This is a genomic window from Bacteroides sp., from assembly GCF_028690125.1.
Classification (GTDB): domain Bacteria; phylum Bacteroidota; class Bacteroidia; order Bacteroidales; family Bacteroidaceae; genus Bacteroides.
On sequence record NZ_JAQVBV010000018.1, the window covers coordinates 1 to 15484 of the forward strand.

Consider the following 15484-nt stretch of genomic DNA (forward strand, 5'->3'; position numbering starts at 1 on the left):
AATATTAATCGTAAGGGACTGGAGTACAGATGTGTTACAATATAAGCCATCTAAAAACAAAGAAAGGATAGAAGTAAAAGAACACATTAATATAATATATGCGCGCGTGTAAGCAGAGAAATTATATCATAAGAGGCAAACACGGTACCTTTAATGGTTGCTTACACCCAATTATTCGAATGATTTTAATCGGAAGAAGTCTTTTAGCATTGTTGGCACATATGAAAATTAGCTTGAAATGATTCTGTGTGATTATATTTTATATCATCGTTTGCTCTCATGCTCTCACTAATAGATACAATCCCTTTGTTCATCATAGTTACAACGATTAGAGCAACTATGGTGGCAGAGTGGTAGCAACCGTTTGCCCTCACTTTATTCAACTAACGCTGCCCTAGTTCTATGTTTTAAAGCTACGGTACTTATTCTGTGGTCTCTCATTATAGAATACGCAAATGCTTTGTGGTTCTTTTGTAAATCAAGGCTTTTCTTCAATAGCTCACATATGTGAATTAATTTGTTTACAACTGTAGATAAATCTATTAACACATGATAGCTTATTTGTTCACGGCAGTGAGCCTTTAACAACTCTAAGTAAATATTGCATAAACAATAGGGAAAGAACAAATAAATATAGTATGGTTATCAAAAAAAGGTTGTGCCTTGGGTACTAACAGTATGTTCTTATGGAGCTTAACAAGAAAGTGATCATAGCAAAAAACGGAACACTTTATCATTTGAGAATAGTGAAGCAAAAAAACAGTAGAGTGAGGGCAAACGTTTGCCCTCACTCTACTACCATAGGATCTATCATCGCTGAAATCCCTATAAAAAGGGGCGTTTAGAAAGATAGTGAGGGCATGATAGCAATTATATTCATCAATTAACTAGAGTGAAGTTACTTTTTAGATAAATCATGGAACTACTATTTCATCTTATAGACCAAAGTTCCTCCTTTCAATATATCTTCGTGAGAGATAGTTTTTTGGGTATATGGTTCTCCATTCAGTATTATGCTATCCACATACATATGTTCCTTGGATAAGTTCTCGGCAATCACAGTAAAAGTCTTTCCATCTGCCAAATGTAAAACCATCTTTGGCAACTGGGGAGCACCAAACACATATTCCCCACTCACAGGATTTACCGGATAGAATCCCATGGCACTGAACATATACCAAGCAGACATCTGACCGCAATCATCATTACCACAAAGTCCATCTGGCTTATTACGATATTGAGTATCAAATACTTCACGAATCAACTCTTGTGTACGTTCCGAACGTCCCGCCAATGCATACAAATATGCGACATGATGACTAGGCTCATTGCCATGTGCATATTGTCCGATCAGTCCGGTCACATCAGCCTGAGTCGTTACCAATTTCACTGCAAACAAAGAGTCCAGTTTATTCAAGAAAGGTGCTTCTCCACCAAAGAGAGCGATCAATCCCGGAACATCATGCTGGACGTGCCAGGTATACTGCCAGGCATTACCTTCGGTATAGTCACCACCGCTGCTTTCGGCATGACCTATATCACTCGGATTGAAAGGAGACTTCCATGTGCCGTCGGCTTTACGCGGACGCATAAACTTCGTTACCGGATCAAACAAATTTTTATAATAATCGGCACGCTTCGCAAAGTATGCTGCATCTTTTTCTTTCCCCATACGACGAGCCATATCTGCTACTGCATAGTCATCATATACAGACTCCAATGTAGAAGATACCGATTCTGCCCTCGTCAGGTCTGTCGGGAAATAGCCGTACTTCGTATAATTTTCCCAATCCGATTTTAGCGGATGCGACACTGTTTGTGTCTTCTTTGCGATATTGAAAGCTCGTTCCGCATCAAATCCGCGGAAACCTTTGCGGTAAGCCTCAGCGATAACAGATACTGCATGATTGCCAATCATACAATAATTTTCTTTCCCCCACAATGCCCAGATAGGCAAGAAACCTTGTACTTCCCCCTGTTCTATCAACGAATTAACAAATCCATCGACACGCTCAGGTACTATCAAGGTATAGAAAGGATGAGCAGCACGATAAGTATCCCATAAAGAGAAAGTCGAATAAAAAGCTCCCGTACCCGCTTTGACTACAGAATCTGCAGCATTCCGATACATTCCGTCTACATCAGAAATCTGGTTTGGTTGAATAAGAGCATGATAAAAACAAGTATAGAAGTTTGTTTTTTCATCATCTGTACCATCAATTTCAATCCGGCTCAAGTAACTATTCCATTCATCGTGAGCAGTAGTTTTTACTCCTTCAAAATCCCATGCAGGAATTTCTGCCTCAAGATTCTTCTTTGCTCCTTCCACACTGGTAGTAGAAAGAGCCACTTTCATCATTAGCTCTTGTCCCGGTTTCATATCGAAAGTAGCGATGATACGTTTCCCTTTTTCCGTTTCAGCCATCGGTAAATAGAGTGAATCGACCACCGGACTATTAAATTTCATCACGAAGTAATAATCCTGATTTACCCATACGGTATTATCCACGTGCCCGGTCAAAGTCTGAGCGTCTTCCCAAGTCACTTCGCAACTATTCACTTGTGAATGATACTGATTCTCATTCCAAGCAGGGCCGTGCTGTAAGTCAATCAGTATAGAAGCAGAATCCGCTTTATGATAAGTATAACGATGAAGAGCAGCATGAACAGAAGCAGTCAGTTCGGCTTTCACCTGAGGATCGGAAAGCTCAACGGTATAATATCCGGGAGTAGCCGTCTCTTTATCTTTTGAGAAATGACTTCGATAAGCATCCCAGGCACGAACACGAGTCCCCGTCACCGGCATAACCAGAATATCACCCAGATCCATACATCCCGTTCCATTCAGATGAGTTTGGGTAAATCCCCAGATGAGTGAGTCTTGATAAGTATATTCTGAACAGTATCTCCAGCCAACAGCTCCTGTCACGGGGCTGGTTTGAATCATTCCGAAAGGGTAACAAGCTCCGGGAAAAGTATGTCCGTTATCAGCAGCCCCTATAAAAGTATTCACATATTGAGTATAATCTTTCATTTCCGTATCTTCTGTCGGAAAACAAGAGGTATAGAAAAACAAACCTGCCAAGGTAACGGTCATTAAGAAAGCATTTTTTTTCATGGCAACGATTATTATTAATTAAGTACTACTATTACTACAACTAATTCTGTATAATTACTTAATACTTTGCTAATTTGTTTCGATAATAAGAGGCAACATCCTTCCAATGATAATAAGGCACCAAATCACTTTTAAAGGGCAACTGCATTTCTTGCTCGTTCAGCAGAACCTTTACCAGAATGTCTGCACTACCTTTTTTATGAAAAAATATAAATTGAACATTACAAGCCATCGGAAATACTTCATAAGCTCTCCATTGCTCGGATAATTTTTCAAGATCCGGATAAGACCGGCCATAATGGTTTAATTCCAACAAAGTCACTAAAGGAAGTACACAAGATTCGTGCCCAAAACGTAAAGTTGCCCTGCGTTTTCCATCTTTTAAGGCATCATCGGTAGTATCCAGAATATTCCGTAGTAATTCAGCTTCCCGATAAGGCATCAAGCATTGAGTCAGAGGGGAGCAACCGGAATTCAGAAACCAGTTTACATTATTGCAGCTCCATAAATCATAACATTCATCATCTGTAAACAACGAATATAATTCCATATCCGTATCGTGGCTTTGCATATTCGCAGCCAAATCGAACAAACGCCTCATCAACTGTATCGTATCTACGTTACTCTTTACATATTCGTCATCTATAAATAATATATGCATCAAACGGGACGGGTGTACATGATTTGCTTCAAAATCTTTCATGGCATTCTTGACTTCTTCGGATTTAACCAGTTTATCCAAATTCTTATCTTTATGATTCATATAAAACATATCATGATTACTGGCATCGTTTTTAATCTTAAGGTTCGGATTCATTGCTTGCAATTGAAGGCATTCCGCAGTCATTGATAAGATACAACGGATCACAATTGTAGAACGCGCATCAATCTCTATGCTATCAGCAAATATTTGTGGGAAATTAGTATACATTCGCTTTGCAATACCCCTATGCTGACGTGCCCCCAACGGAGTAAGTTCTCCCAGTCTTCCGTCTGCCATATCAGACATTTTAAGAACGATATTCAACACACTCTTTCCTGTTGGAGTAAGTTTATTCAAAGAATCGGCTTGCAATAACACCTGTTTTGGAAAAAAATAATCATTCGGATCAATAAGATATCGGGAACCATGACGTGCATAAGTACTAATATAGAAAGGTTCGTATCCCTTAGGAGCTGCTTTCAGTTTGGCGGTTGGCGTTGGATAGGCGTAGTAATTGTTAGCAGAGAGTTGCCGGTTGGCTTTAATTTCTTCACGGGCTGTTTGTGCTTGCGCCACCAAGACAAACAGAATTAACAAAATAACGGATGTGAGCCTTTTCATAATATTTTTTATTTGCAAATATACTTTTTTATTCAGAGAATGGTTCCTTTTACCCCTAGGAATAGCTTCACTTCTTTGTGACAAAACAAAATTTCATGCTACTTATGAGACAAATATCAACTCAATTATTTATCTTTGTTAGCTTAAAGGCTAGTTACCTCAAAAACAATAAGTACAATGAAAGATTTCTTAAAATTTACACTTGCCACAGTGACCGGCATTATTCTATCCGGCATTGTGCTATTTATAATCGGTATGGTGACGTTATTCGGCATTATATCCGCCTCTGAAACTGAAACTCAAGTCAAACAAAATTCTGTGATGATGCTCGACTTGAACGGTACTCTTGTAGAACGCATACAGGAAAATCCTCTCGATCTGTTGTCTCAATTATTGGATAATGACACCAATATATACGGTCTGGACGATATTCTTTCTTCTATCCAAAAAGCGAAAGAGAACGAAAACATTCAAGGGATATACCTGCAAGTCAGTTCTCTGGCTACCTCATACGCTTCTCTACAAGAAATCCGTAATGCGTTACTCGACTTCAAAGAAAGTGGAAAATTCATCGTTGCTTATGCTGACAACTATACACAAGGACTTTACTACTTATCAAGCGTGGCAGACAAGGTACTGCTCAACCCGAAAGGTATGATTGAATGGCGAGGTATTGCTTCCGCTCCCCTTTTCTACAAAGATTTGCTTCAAAAAATAGGAGTAGAGATACAGATATTCAAAGTTGGAACTTACAAATCCGCGGTAGAACCGTTTATCTCTACAGAGATGAGTCCTGCCAACCGTGAGCAGGTAACCGCTTTTATCAATTCTATCTGGGGGCAGATACTGACAGGGGTATCGGATTCCCGACAACTTCCGGTTGATAGCCTGAACGCGTATGCCGACCGTATGCTTATGTTCTATCCTGCGGAAGAAAGTGTAAAATGTGGGCTAGCCGATACATTGATTTATCGGAATGATGTACGCGATTATCTCAAGGAATTAGTGCAGATTGACAAAGATGACGATCTACCGACATTAGGTTTAAACGAAATGATGAATGTCGGAAAGAATATACCGAAAGATAAAAGTGGCAACATTATTGCAGTATATTATGCTTCCGGAGAAATCACCGACACATCCGGATCGGCAGCTTCAGAAGAAGGTATTGTCGGACCAAAAGTTATTCGGGATTTACGTAAACTAAAAGAAGACAATGATGTAAAAGCTGTTGTTCTACGAGTTAATTCTCCGGGCGGGAGTGCATTTGCTTCCGAACAAATATGGCACGCTGTAAAGGAATTGAAGGAAAAGAAACCGGTCATTGTTTCTATGGGTGATTATGCTGCTTCAGGTGGTTATTACATTTCTTGCGTAGCTGATACCATCGTTGCCGAACCGACTACACTTACCGGTTCTATCGGTATTTTTGGTATGGTTCCAAATGTAAAAGGATTAACCGAGAAGATCGGACTGACTTACGATGTTGTAAAAACAAATAAGTTTGCTGACTTCGGAAATATTATGCGTCCTTTTAATGAAGAAGAAAAGTCGTTGATGCAAATGATGGTAACTCAAGGATATGATACGTTTATTACCCGCTGTGCCGAAGGACGTCACATGACAAAAGAGGCTATTGAAAAGATTGCTGAAGGCCGTGTATGGACAGGTGAAACTGCTAAAGAGCTAGGATTGGTGGACGTTCTCGGAGGCATTGACGAAGCATTGGAAATTGCTGTTCAAAAGGCGGGAATTGAAAGCTACACAGCAGTTTCTTATCCGGCAAAAATGGATTTCTTGTCTTCTTTGTTGGATATAAAAACAACGAACTATGTGGAAGCGCAAATATTGCAAAGTGAGTTAGGAGAATATTATCAACAGTTCGGTCTGCTGAAGAATTTGAAAGAAAAGTCCATGCTTCAGACACGTATTCCGTTTGAGTTGAACATTAAGTAAACCGTATTTTAACATGAGCGAGCACATTGTCAAGATACATAAATGGCTCTACCCTGTTTCGTGGATTTACAAGTCAGTGGTAGCAATGAGAAATAAACTGTTTGACTGGGGAATATTCCAGTCGAAAAGTTTTAATATTCCTGTTATTTGCGTGGGTAATCTGGCCGTAGGAGGGACAGGGAAAACTCCTCATACTGAGTATTTGATAAAGTTGCTTCGTGATAAATACCAGGTAGCTGTACTAAGCAGAGGATATAAACGGCGTACGAGCGGTTATGTGCTCGCAACTCCGCAAAGTACCGTAAAGACTATTGGTGACGAACCTTATCAGATGCATACTAAATTCCCTTCTGTCACACTAGCTGTTGATGAGAATCGCTGTCACGGCATTGAAAACTTACTTTGTTTGAAAGAACCGGCAGTAGATGTTATTTTGCTTGACGATGCTTTTCAACATCGTTATGTCAAACCTGGATTAAGTATTTTGCTAACAGACTATCATCGCCTTTTCTGTGATGATATATTACTTCCCGTGGGACAGTTACGGGAATCGATCAATGGAAAGAACCGCGCTCAAATTGTCATCGTCACTAAATGTCCGCAAGATATTAAACCTATTGACTATAACATCATTACCAAACGGCTAAATCTATATCCGTATCAGCAGTTGTTCTTTTCATCATTCCGTTATGGGAATTTACAACCTATATTCTCTCAGAATGATTCCAATCCTAAAACAGAAGATTCAGGAAACAAAGAAAGGCCTTTGTCTTCGCTGGCTGATGCAAACATATTACTGGTAACGGGCATTGCCTCCCCCAACCCAATTCTCGAAAGATTAAAGGAGTATACGCAAAAAATTGATCTGCTCTCATTTGGCGATCATCATGATTTCAGTCACCGGGATATACAACTTGTCAAGGAACGATTTAAAAATCTTAATGGTGAGCAACGGATCATTATTACCACAGAAAAAGACGCGACCCGGCTGCTCCATCATCTGGCAGTGAACGAGGAACTGAAACCATTCATCTATGCCTTGCCCATTGAAATTGAAATATTACAAAATCAACAAGATAAATTTAACCAACATATTATTAACTATGTTAGAGAAAATACAAGAAACCGCAGCTTATCTTAAAGAGAAGATGCACACAAGTCCTGAAACTGCCATTATTTTGGGAACCGGACTTGGGAGTTTAGCAAACGAAATCACCGAGAAGTATGAAATAAAGTATTCGGATATTCCTAACTTTCCGGTATCAACTGTCGAAGGTCATAGCGGTAAGCTGATTTTCGGTAAATTAGGTAATAAGGATATTATGGCAATGCAAGGTCGTTTCCATTATTACGAAGGATACTCAATGAAGGAGGTCACTTTTCCTGTACGTGTAATGCGTGAATTGGGCATCAAGACACTGTTTGTTTCTAACGCCAGCGGTGGAACGAATGCTGCTTTTGAAATCGGTGATCTAATGATTATTACTGATCACATCAATTACTTCCCCGAACATCCGTTACGTGGCAAGAATATTCCTTATGGTCCCCGTTTCCCGGATATGAGCGAGGCTTATGATAAAGAATTGATTCGTAAAGCGGACGAGATTGCCAAAGAAAAGGGAATTAAAGTACAGCATGGCGTATACATAGGTACACAAGGTCCTACTTTTGAAACTCCGTCTGAATACAAACTGTTCCATATTCTTGGTGCTGATGCAGTAGGTATGTCTACAGTCCCCGAAGTGATTGTTGCCAATCATTGCGGAATTAAGGTGTTCGGTATTTCAGTAATTACCGACTTGGGAGTAGAAGGAAAAATTGTAGAAGTAACACATGAAGAAGTTCAAAAAGCGGCTGATGCTGCGCAACCGAAAATGACCACAATCATGCGTGAACTTATCAACCGTGCATAAAAAGCAAAAAGATATTTATGAGAACAGAAATAGCAACTCTCGGAGAATTTGGATTAATCAAACGTCTGACCGAGGGTATCAAACTGGAAAACGAATCAAGTAAATACGGTGTGGGCGACGATGCCGCCGTCCTCTCCTATCCTTCGAAAAAGGAAATTCTGATAACTACCGACTTATTAATGGAAGGTGTGCATTTTGATCTCACTTATGTTCCTCTGAAACATCTGGGATATAAAGCAGCAGTCGTAAATTTCTCCGATATTTATGCGATGAACGGTACGCCTCGTCAAATTACTGTATCGCTGGCTCTATCTAAACGTTTCAGCGTAGAAGATATGGAAGAACTTTACGCTGGTATTCGCCTTGCTTGTCAGCAATATCATGTGGATGTAATAGGTGGAGACACGAGTTCCTCTCTTACGGGACTTGCCATCAGCATTACTTGTATCGGTGAAGCGGATAAAGAGAAAGTTGTTTATCGGAACGGTGCAAAGGAGACAGATTTAATTTGTGTTAGCGGTGACTTGGGTGCTGCTTATATGGGACTGCAATTACTCGAACGTGAGAAAACAGTTCTAAAAGGTGAGAAAGATGTCCAACCTGATTTTACGGGTAAAGAATATCTTTTGGAACGCCAATTAAAACCGGAAGCTCGTAAAGATATTATTGAGAAGTTAGCGGCTGCCAACATTGCACCAACATCTATGATAGATATTTCTGATGGTCTTTCTTCAGAATTGATGCACATCTGTACACAAAGTAACACGGGCTGCCGCGTGTACGAGGAACATATTCCTATCGACTACCAGACTGCTGTGATGGCGGAAGAGTTCAATATGAACCTGACGACTTGTGCAATGAACGGTGGCGAAGATTATGAACTTCTCTTCACTGTTCCTATTGCCGATCATGAGAAGGTATCACAAATGGAAGGTGTCCGCCTCATCGGGCATATCACCAAACCGGAACTTGGTTGCGCACTAATTACCCGTGATGGACAAGAGTTCGAGCTAAAAGCTCAAGGGTGGAACCCTTTGAAAGAAGAAAAATAAAAGACCTTAGTAAATAACTAAAATATTTCTTCATATATAACACTGATAATAAGCAAAGTAACTTTTTATCAGTGTTTTTTATCTCCCAAATCCTTGCAGAATCCAAAAGTTTCACTACCTTTGCAACCGCAAACAAGAAAGGTGCCATAGCTCAGTTGGTAGAGCAAAGGACTGAAAATCCTTGTGTCCCCGGTTCGATTCCTGGTGGCACCACTGAAAATAAAGCAGTTACAGTAAAATGTGACTGCTTTTTTCTTTATATTCCCCCTGTTTTTCCCGAAATTTAGCCACTTTTTACTGCCAAAGTTAAACCAAGAGTTAAACCGGAAATCAGTATGACAGCAACGGTTAATGTCTTGTGTTACAAATCAAAAACTCTTAGTAATGGCGAACATCCGCTGATGATTCGCGTGTGTAAAGACGGAAAAAAGAAGTATGCCAGTTTAGGAGTATCCGTAAAAGCGGAACATTGGAACTTTGAAAAGAACCTACCTAAAACGAATTGTCCTAATAAAGAGTACATAAACATACTTATTCAAAACCTTGTCGTATTTAGAGCGGAAGAAGCAAAAAAAATCCACCACTCCAAAAGAAAGTGCCAATCATTAACGGAGTTAAACTTTCTGAAGATCAATGGAGCCGAATACAAAACGGAGAGTCGGTCTGGATCGAAAATATGACATCGAAAGCTGGTAGGCAGTTTTCGGCATACGCTTCACTATCGGAGGATAAACAAATCCTATCGTTCTCAAAAACTCCACCTGACAGCGAGTATAATGTGACTTCATCCCAGCAAGAACCACAGCCACAACAACAGAATCCCGCTTATCAACAAAGTTCTGAAAATTCCGGAATAGCATCAGTGATTGGAGGACTGTTCGATCTGCCATTTGAGCCAAGTATTTCCGAAACCGCTGAAGAAGCTGAATTCAGACAATTGATGCAACGAAAAAAGAAGAAAGGGCGGAGGTTATAAAAAAGAATGCAAACAGTTTGCATACCCTATACATATTGGGTTATCTAAATAATTGTTTAGTAATTTGATACAAGGAAAGAAAAATTTCAATACCTTTGTGTTAGACACAATAACAATTGAGAATAATGGAAGATATTAATCGGATAAAAGTAGTTCTTGTCGAAAAGAAGAAAACAGGAAAATGGTTAGCAGAGCAATTAGGCAAAGACCCATCTACCGTGTCAAAGTGGTGTTCAAATGCCTCACAGCCGGATTTAAACACATTGACCAAGATTGCTGAATTGTTGGATGTTGATAGACGGGAATTGATTAATAAGAGCAAGTAGAATAATAGATGAAGTTTATAGACAACATTACCTATACGGTGAAAAGTGATATGGAATCCACGATTACCAAAGATAGTCGTATTTCCATTGCTGCGTCGTATTTCTCAATATTTGCTTTCGAGGCATTAAAAAAGAAATTGCAAAATATTTCAGAATTGCGGTTTATTTTCACCTCCCCAACATTTATTTCAGAAAAGTCTGCTAAGGAGAAACGGGAATTTTACATTCCACGACTTGGAAGAGAAAGGAGTCTATATGGAACCGAGTTTGAGGTTAAGCTGCGGAATGAATTATCACAAAGAGCGATTGCAAAAGAATGCGCTGAATGGATAAAATCTAAAGTACGGTTTAAATCAAACACTACTACAAGCACTATCCCTAATTTTCTCCATATTGATGCCGAGAATAAATTCGTGTATCAACCACTAAATAGCTTTACGACCACTAATCTTGGGTGTGAAAAGGCAATGAGTTGTGTAATCCGGTCAATAGGATGCCTGCACCTATTAGCGAAAACTACCTTAAGATTTTCAATGAATTGTGGAATGACAAAGCAAAGATGCAAGATGTTACTGAAGAAGTTATACGAAATATAACAGAGGTTTATAAAGAAAATAGTCCTGAGTTTATTTATTACGTTACACTATACAATATCTTTAATGAGTTTCTGCAAGACATTTCGGAGGCTGTCAATCCGCAGACAATGGATGAACATGCTGTTGTTGCCCAACAAGGTGGTGAAGTGGCACGGAATGCCCGCTTGGATTTAGAGCAAAAGACCGGACAAAAGGTCGTGACTTCGCTCAATGCGAAGTCTATTCACCAAATAGATAAGCACAAAGGAGAGGAATAAACCTGATTGAGTATGAGCGAGCAAGAAGAAGATTACTCGTGGAGCCAAGAACTTCGTGACTGGGAGAAAAGGCAGGATTATTACGAACGGTTAGAATTGGATAATCAAGAGGTAAGCGATGAATGGGAGGATGGCATACCTCCTGAAATACAAGAATTAATTGATTGGTATAAAGATGATACGTAATGGAAAGTAAGAACGAAATAATCATATATAAGTCTCAAGATGGTAGTGTAAAAGTTGATGTACTATTCTCTGAAGAGACGGTTTGGCTGACGCAAATGCAGATTAGCTCTCTGTTTGGAAAAGCTAAATCTACTATAAGTGAGCATATCAAAAACATCTTTGAGGAAGGAGAACTGAATGAAAATATGGTTGTTCGGAAATTCCGAACAACCACTCAACATGGCGCGATTGAAGATAAGACTCAGAGCCATGAGGTTAATTATTATAATCTGGATGTTATCATCTCTGTTGGTTACCGGGTAAAATCTGTGCAAGGTACGCAGTTTCGTATTTGGGCAACTCAACGTTTACGGGATTACATCATTAAAGGTTTTGCCCTGAACGATGAACGATTCAAGAGCGGCTCGTCCATGAACTACTTCCGAGAGCTGTTAGATAGGATACGGGAGATTCGTCTATCGGAACGGGTTTTCTATCAGCAGATCAAAGATATTTACGCTACAAGTATTGATTACGATCCGTCCGACGAAATGACTCTTGCCTTTTACAAAGAGGTACAGAATAAACTACTATGGGCGGTCAGTGGGAAAACTGCAGCAGAGCTGATTTATTATAGGGCAAATGCTTCATTGCCGCAAATGGGGCTGACATCGACATCTTTGCCCAACAAGGTGCGCAAAGCGGATGTTGAAATCGGTAAGAATTATCTGAATGAAGAGGAGATTGGACTCCTAAAATTGATTGTAGAGCAATTTCTTGCTTATGCGGAGACTCAGGCGATACAGCACAAACCGATGTATATGCGGGATTGGATTGAGAAACTGAAACAGGTGCTTACGATGAATGATAAAAACATATTGGAGCACGCCGGATCTATCTCTCACAAACTGGCACTGCAAAAAGCCACCGATGAATATGATAAATATAAGGAGGTGCAAAAGCATTTGGAGCATTTGGATAGTATTAAAGAACTGGAACAGGATATCCAGAAACTGAGAAAGAAGAAATAACCGAACTCTTTATAGTCTCAAAAACTTTCACTACTTTTGCAATTAGAAAACCGAGTGAGAGAGTCTCGGTGAAAAACGACGAATCTTTTGCATTGTAAATTCGTGGGACTTTTCAAGATTTAGATTTATAAAGTGCTTATATACAGCCGCCAAATATCGACACTCGATTCTTGGTGGCACCACTTTCAATAAATTAAAAATCAAGTAAAATCCCTGATTTTTTTTGAAATTCAGGGATTTTACTTTTCTGAGAATAAATGGCATTGAAGCGGACTACACATCCAGATAGGAAACGTACTTTCTTATATTTCTGACCAAAGTAAGCCAAAAGTATGGTTTCGGTCATATCGGTATTGAGTGTGCTAATGCTAAAAATGGTGTATGTGTCAAGAAGTTAGGTTTTTATTCCATAGATAGGAGAAACATACAATAGTAGTAACCGATCTAATATCTTATTTCTCAATCGAATAATTTAATAAAATCTTTCCTTCCTTTAAACACAAAAATATATTCCAATCTGACAAATAAAAGGAATCTATAAGACCGAAGACATCTACAAACTATGAACAAAAACGAAGTTTGTAAAAAATCAAAACAGCTTCTTAAATAAATTGCATTTATTATCAATTTAGCATCAAGGTAACTGTCAGGACGGAAGCTCCTGATTACGTAATAAGCGACCGATGTTTTTATAGTGTAAAACAATAATAAGTACCATACAAGCCAACAAATAATAAAATGTTGGAGTTATTCCACAAATAATAAACTCACTAATAACCATTGTAATTGCCAGAACGATGGAGCCTAGCGAAACATATTTAAAACGCCATTTAACTATAAAATAAAACGCCACCGAGATAAAAACCGAAAATGGAGCAAGTAAAACGGAAGCTCCCAATGTTGTGTTTACTCCTTTTCCTCCTTTGAACTTTAGAAAAATACTGAAATCATGTCCCAAAATAGAGGCAAGCGCAACATAGTAGATGGATAAATCAGATACTATATTTTGATTATAAGTCAAATTTAAATCATACGTTAAATAAAAATATAAACCTACCGGTAGAAGCCCTTTCGTCATATCTAATAACTGGGTAATAGCTGCAATTTTTTTACCGGCTATCCTCTTTACGTTTGTAGAGCCTATATTTCCACTTCCTAACTCCAGAATATTTTGTCCGGTTAAGTAGCGTATCAATAGATATCCTACAGGAATTGAACCAATCAAATAACTGGCTAAAACAAATATTATTTCAATCCAAACACTCATTTTATTGTCTGCAAAATACGTAATGCCTCATCCACATGTTTCTCTGCTTGCATTTGCGAATTAAATATGTAAACTACTTCTCCCTTTTTATCAACGATGTAAGTAACCCTTCCCGGAATCAACCCAAATATATTACTGGGTACACCAAATAAATTCCGCACCTTATTATCCGTATCACTTAGCAAAAGATAATTCAACCGATGCTTTTTAGCAAATGCCAAATGGCTTTCCACAGATTGAGCACTAATTCCAATAATCATTGCATCAGCATCGGCAAACACAGCGAACTGATCGCGAAAGGAGCATGCTTCCTTTGTACAACCGGGACTATCGTCTTTCGGGTAGAAATAGATTACTAAATTCTTCTTTCCTATTACAGAATCTAATGAGAATAATTCGCCATACTGATTTTTTAGTTCAAATGCTGGTACTTTACTTCCTTCAACTACTTTCATTGTGTCGGTATTAAAATAAATAATAAAAAGAACGATATATACTAAAAGATAAAACAAATAAAAATTTCGGAATTTAATATATTTCTTATTTCCGGGATAGATATTTCCAAATAATCCTTTGATTTCCAGCCAGAATACAGGTTTGATATTAATCGTCCAACTATCGGTTTGGTATACCAGTTTGCGGAATTTACTTCTGTAATATCCCAGCGGCAACCCCCAAGCTATAAATAAGACAAACCAAAGATTTTTATTTAGTTCCATGAACATTTATTTTTTAGGAAACCAGGGAAAAAAAGAATTTGTTTTTTTTACATATTCATAATACTGCGGTTTTGTATTATTCAATGTCTTTTCGAGCAAAGCCACACCCGAAACTTTGATAATAAGTAAAGTCATTATGACAGAGCCTAGCACCTGCCAATAACTTCCGGCAGCTATACTGAATATACCGTAAGCCCACCACACAGCCGAATCACCAAAATAGTTGGGGTGTCGGGTATATTTCCAAAATCCATAACTCAATACCTTTCCTTTGTTTTGAGGATTATTTTTAAAACGCGACAATTGATAATCGCCCCCGGCCTCAAAAGTAAAACCCACAAGCCAGACCAAAATACCAAAGTAATCGAGCACATGGAGAGAATCGGATTGATTGCCCATACTAACACCCAGTAAAGGTAATGAAATCACCATAGTCAATACCCCCTGCAATAAAAAGGTCTGAAAAAAACTAATCCACCAATAGCGTTCAGTGCCATATTTTCTTCTGAACTCTTGATATCTAAAGTCCTCGCCTTTTCCTTTATTTCTCCAAGTAAGGTAGATAGACAACCTCGCTCCCCAAATAGTAACCAAAACGAGCATTAGTATTTTTCGGGCAGTAAGATCGCCCGACATCAATACATAGAAGGTATTTACCACCACAAAGCCAGCTCCCCAAAAAAGATCAACAATGCTTACATTTTTCAGTTGAACGCTCAAGAGCCATAAAAGCGTAAAAAGAATTAGAATAATAAGCGATGCCTGTAAAAATAGTGACAACATT

The 15484-nt window shown here is 38.8% G+C and carries 14 protein-coding genes, 1 tRNA gene and 2 pseudogenes; 12 read left to right on the top strand and 5 right to left on the bottom strand.

Annotated features, from left to right (window positions below):
• Positions 1–925 precede the first annotated feature (925 nt).
• Together PHO71_RS12680 and PHO71_RS12685 are read right to left on the bottom strand one after the other, a co-directional pair.
• Complete coding sequence (locus tag PHO71_RS12680) at positions 926–3118, bottom strand: GH92 family glycosyl hydrolase (RefSeq protein ID WP_300203781.1); 2193 nt, start codon at positions 3116–3118, stop codon at positions 926–928.
• A 58-nt stretch (positions 3119–3176) separates the two neighbouring features.
• Positions 3177–4442 carry a histidine-type phosphatase gene (locus PHO71_RS12685; RefSeq protein WP_300203783.1) on the bottom strand — a complete coding sequence of 422 codons (1266 nt, stop codon included), beginning with the start codon at positions 4440–4442 and terminating at the stop codon, positions 3177–3179.
• Positions 4443–4619: 177 nt separating this feature from the next.
• Here PHO71_RS12685 and sppA point away from each other — a divergent pair, with 177 nt between their 5' ends.
• From sppA to PHO71_RS12740, 12 genes and pseudogenes are all read left to right on the top strand, one after another.
• The gene (gene sppA, locus PHO71_RS12690) at positions 4620–6398 is read left to right on the top strand and encodes a signal peptide peptidase SppA (RefSeq protein WP_300203785.1); all 1779 of its coding nucleotides are present in this window, start codon (positions 4620–4622) and stop codon (positions 6396–6398) included.
• A gap of 13 nt (positions 6399–6411) precedes the next feature.
• Positions 6412–7539 (top strand): tetraacyldisaccharide 4'-kinase, encoded by a 1128-nt coding sequence (lpxK, locus tag PHO71_RS12695; protein ID WP_300203786.1) that lies wholly within the window; start codon positions 6412–6414, stop codon positions 7537–7539.
• Positions 7502–8311 carry a purine-nucleoside phosphorylase gene (locus PHO71_RS12700; RefSeq protein WP_300203787.1) on the top strand — a complete coding sequence of 270 codons (810 nt, stop codon included), beginning with the start codon at positions 7502–7504 and terminating at the stop codon, positions 8309–8311. The genes lpxK and PHO71_RS12700 overlap by 38 nt, the downstream gene beginning before the upstream one ends.
• 17 nt (positions 8312–8328) lie before the next feature.
• Entirely contained in the window at positions 8329–9363 is a 1035-nt protein-coding gene (gene thiL, locus PHO71_RS12705) for a thiamine-phosphate kinase (protein WP_300203789.1), read from the top strand.
• Positions 9364–9503: 140 nt separating this feature from the next.
• A tRNA-Phe gene (locus tag PHO71_RS12710) sits at positions 9504–9576 on the top strand.
• 122 nt (positions 9577–9698) lie between these two features.
• Positions 9699–9941 (top strand): annotated as a pseudogene (locus tag PHO71_RS12715) (Arm DNA-binding domain-containing protein); the annotation flags it as partial.
• A gap of 17 nt (positions 9942–9958) precedes the next feature.
• A pseudogene (locus PHO71_RS26215) lies at positions 9959–10015 on the top strand (hypothetical protein); the annotation flags it as partial.
• Between the two features lie 24 nt (positions 10016–10039).
• Positions 10040–10339, top strand: coding sequence for a hypothetical protein (locus PHO71_RS12720; RefSeq protein WP_300203791.1), 300 nt, complete (start codon positions 10040–10042; stop codon positions 10337–10339).
• A gap of 125 nt (positions 10340–10464) precedes the next feature.
• On the top strand, positions 10465–10665 hold the full coding sequence (locus PHO71_RS12725; RefSeq protein WP_300203793.1) for a helix-turn-helix domain-containing protein: 201 nt from the start codon (positions 10465–10467) through the stop codon (positions 10663–10665).
• 493 nt (positions 10666–11158) lie between these two features.
• Positions 11159–11518, top strand: coding sequence for a hypothetical protein (locus tag PHO71_RS12730; RefSeq protein ID WP_300203795.1), 360 nt, complete (start codon positions 11159–11161; stop codon positions 11516–11518).
• 12 nt (positions 11519–11530) lie between these two features.
• Entirely contained in the window at positions 11531–11704 is a 174-nt protein-coding gene (locus PHO71_RS12735; protein WP_300203797.1) for a hypothetical protein, read from the top strand.
• Complete coding sequence (locus tag PHO71_RS12740; protein WP_300203799.1) at positions 11704–12714, top strand: virulence RhuM family protein; 1011 nt, start codon at positions 11704–11706, stop codon at positions 12712–12714. Before PHO71_RS12735 ends, PHO71_RS12740 begins: the two co-directional genes overlap by 1 nt.
• Before the next feature lie 646 nt (positions 12715–13360).
• Here the strand turns inward: PHO71_RS12740 and plsY are convergent.
• Genes plsY through PHO71_RS12755 form a run of 3 tightly spaced genes read right to left on the bottom strand, consistent with a single transcriptional unit; the run spans position 13361 to position 15483 of the window.
• Positions 13361–13981, bottom strand: coding sequence for a glycerol-3-phosphate 1-O-acyltransferase PlsY (gene plsY / locus PHO71_RS12745; protein WP_300203801.1), 621 nt, complete (start codon positions 13979–13981; stop codon positions 13361–13363).
• Positions 13978–14700, bottom strand: coding sequence for a peroxiredoxin (locus tag PHO71_RS12750; RefSeq protein ID WP_300203803.1), 723 nt, complete (start codon positions 14698–14700; stop codon positions 13978–13980). Before PHO71_RS12750 ends, plsY begins: the two co-directional genes overlap by 4 nt.
• A gap of 6 nt (positions 14701–14706) precedes the next feature.
• A complete protein-coding gene (locus PHO71_RS12755; RefSeq protein WP_300203805.1) occupies positions 14707–15483 on the bottom strand; it encodes a DUF1295 domain-containing protein in 777 nt (258 codons plus the stop codon).
• Between the last annotated feature and the right edge of the window lies 1 nt (position 15484).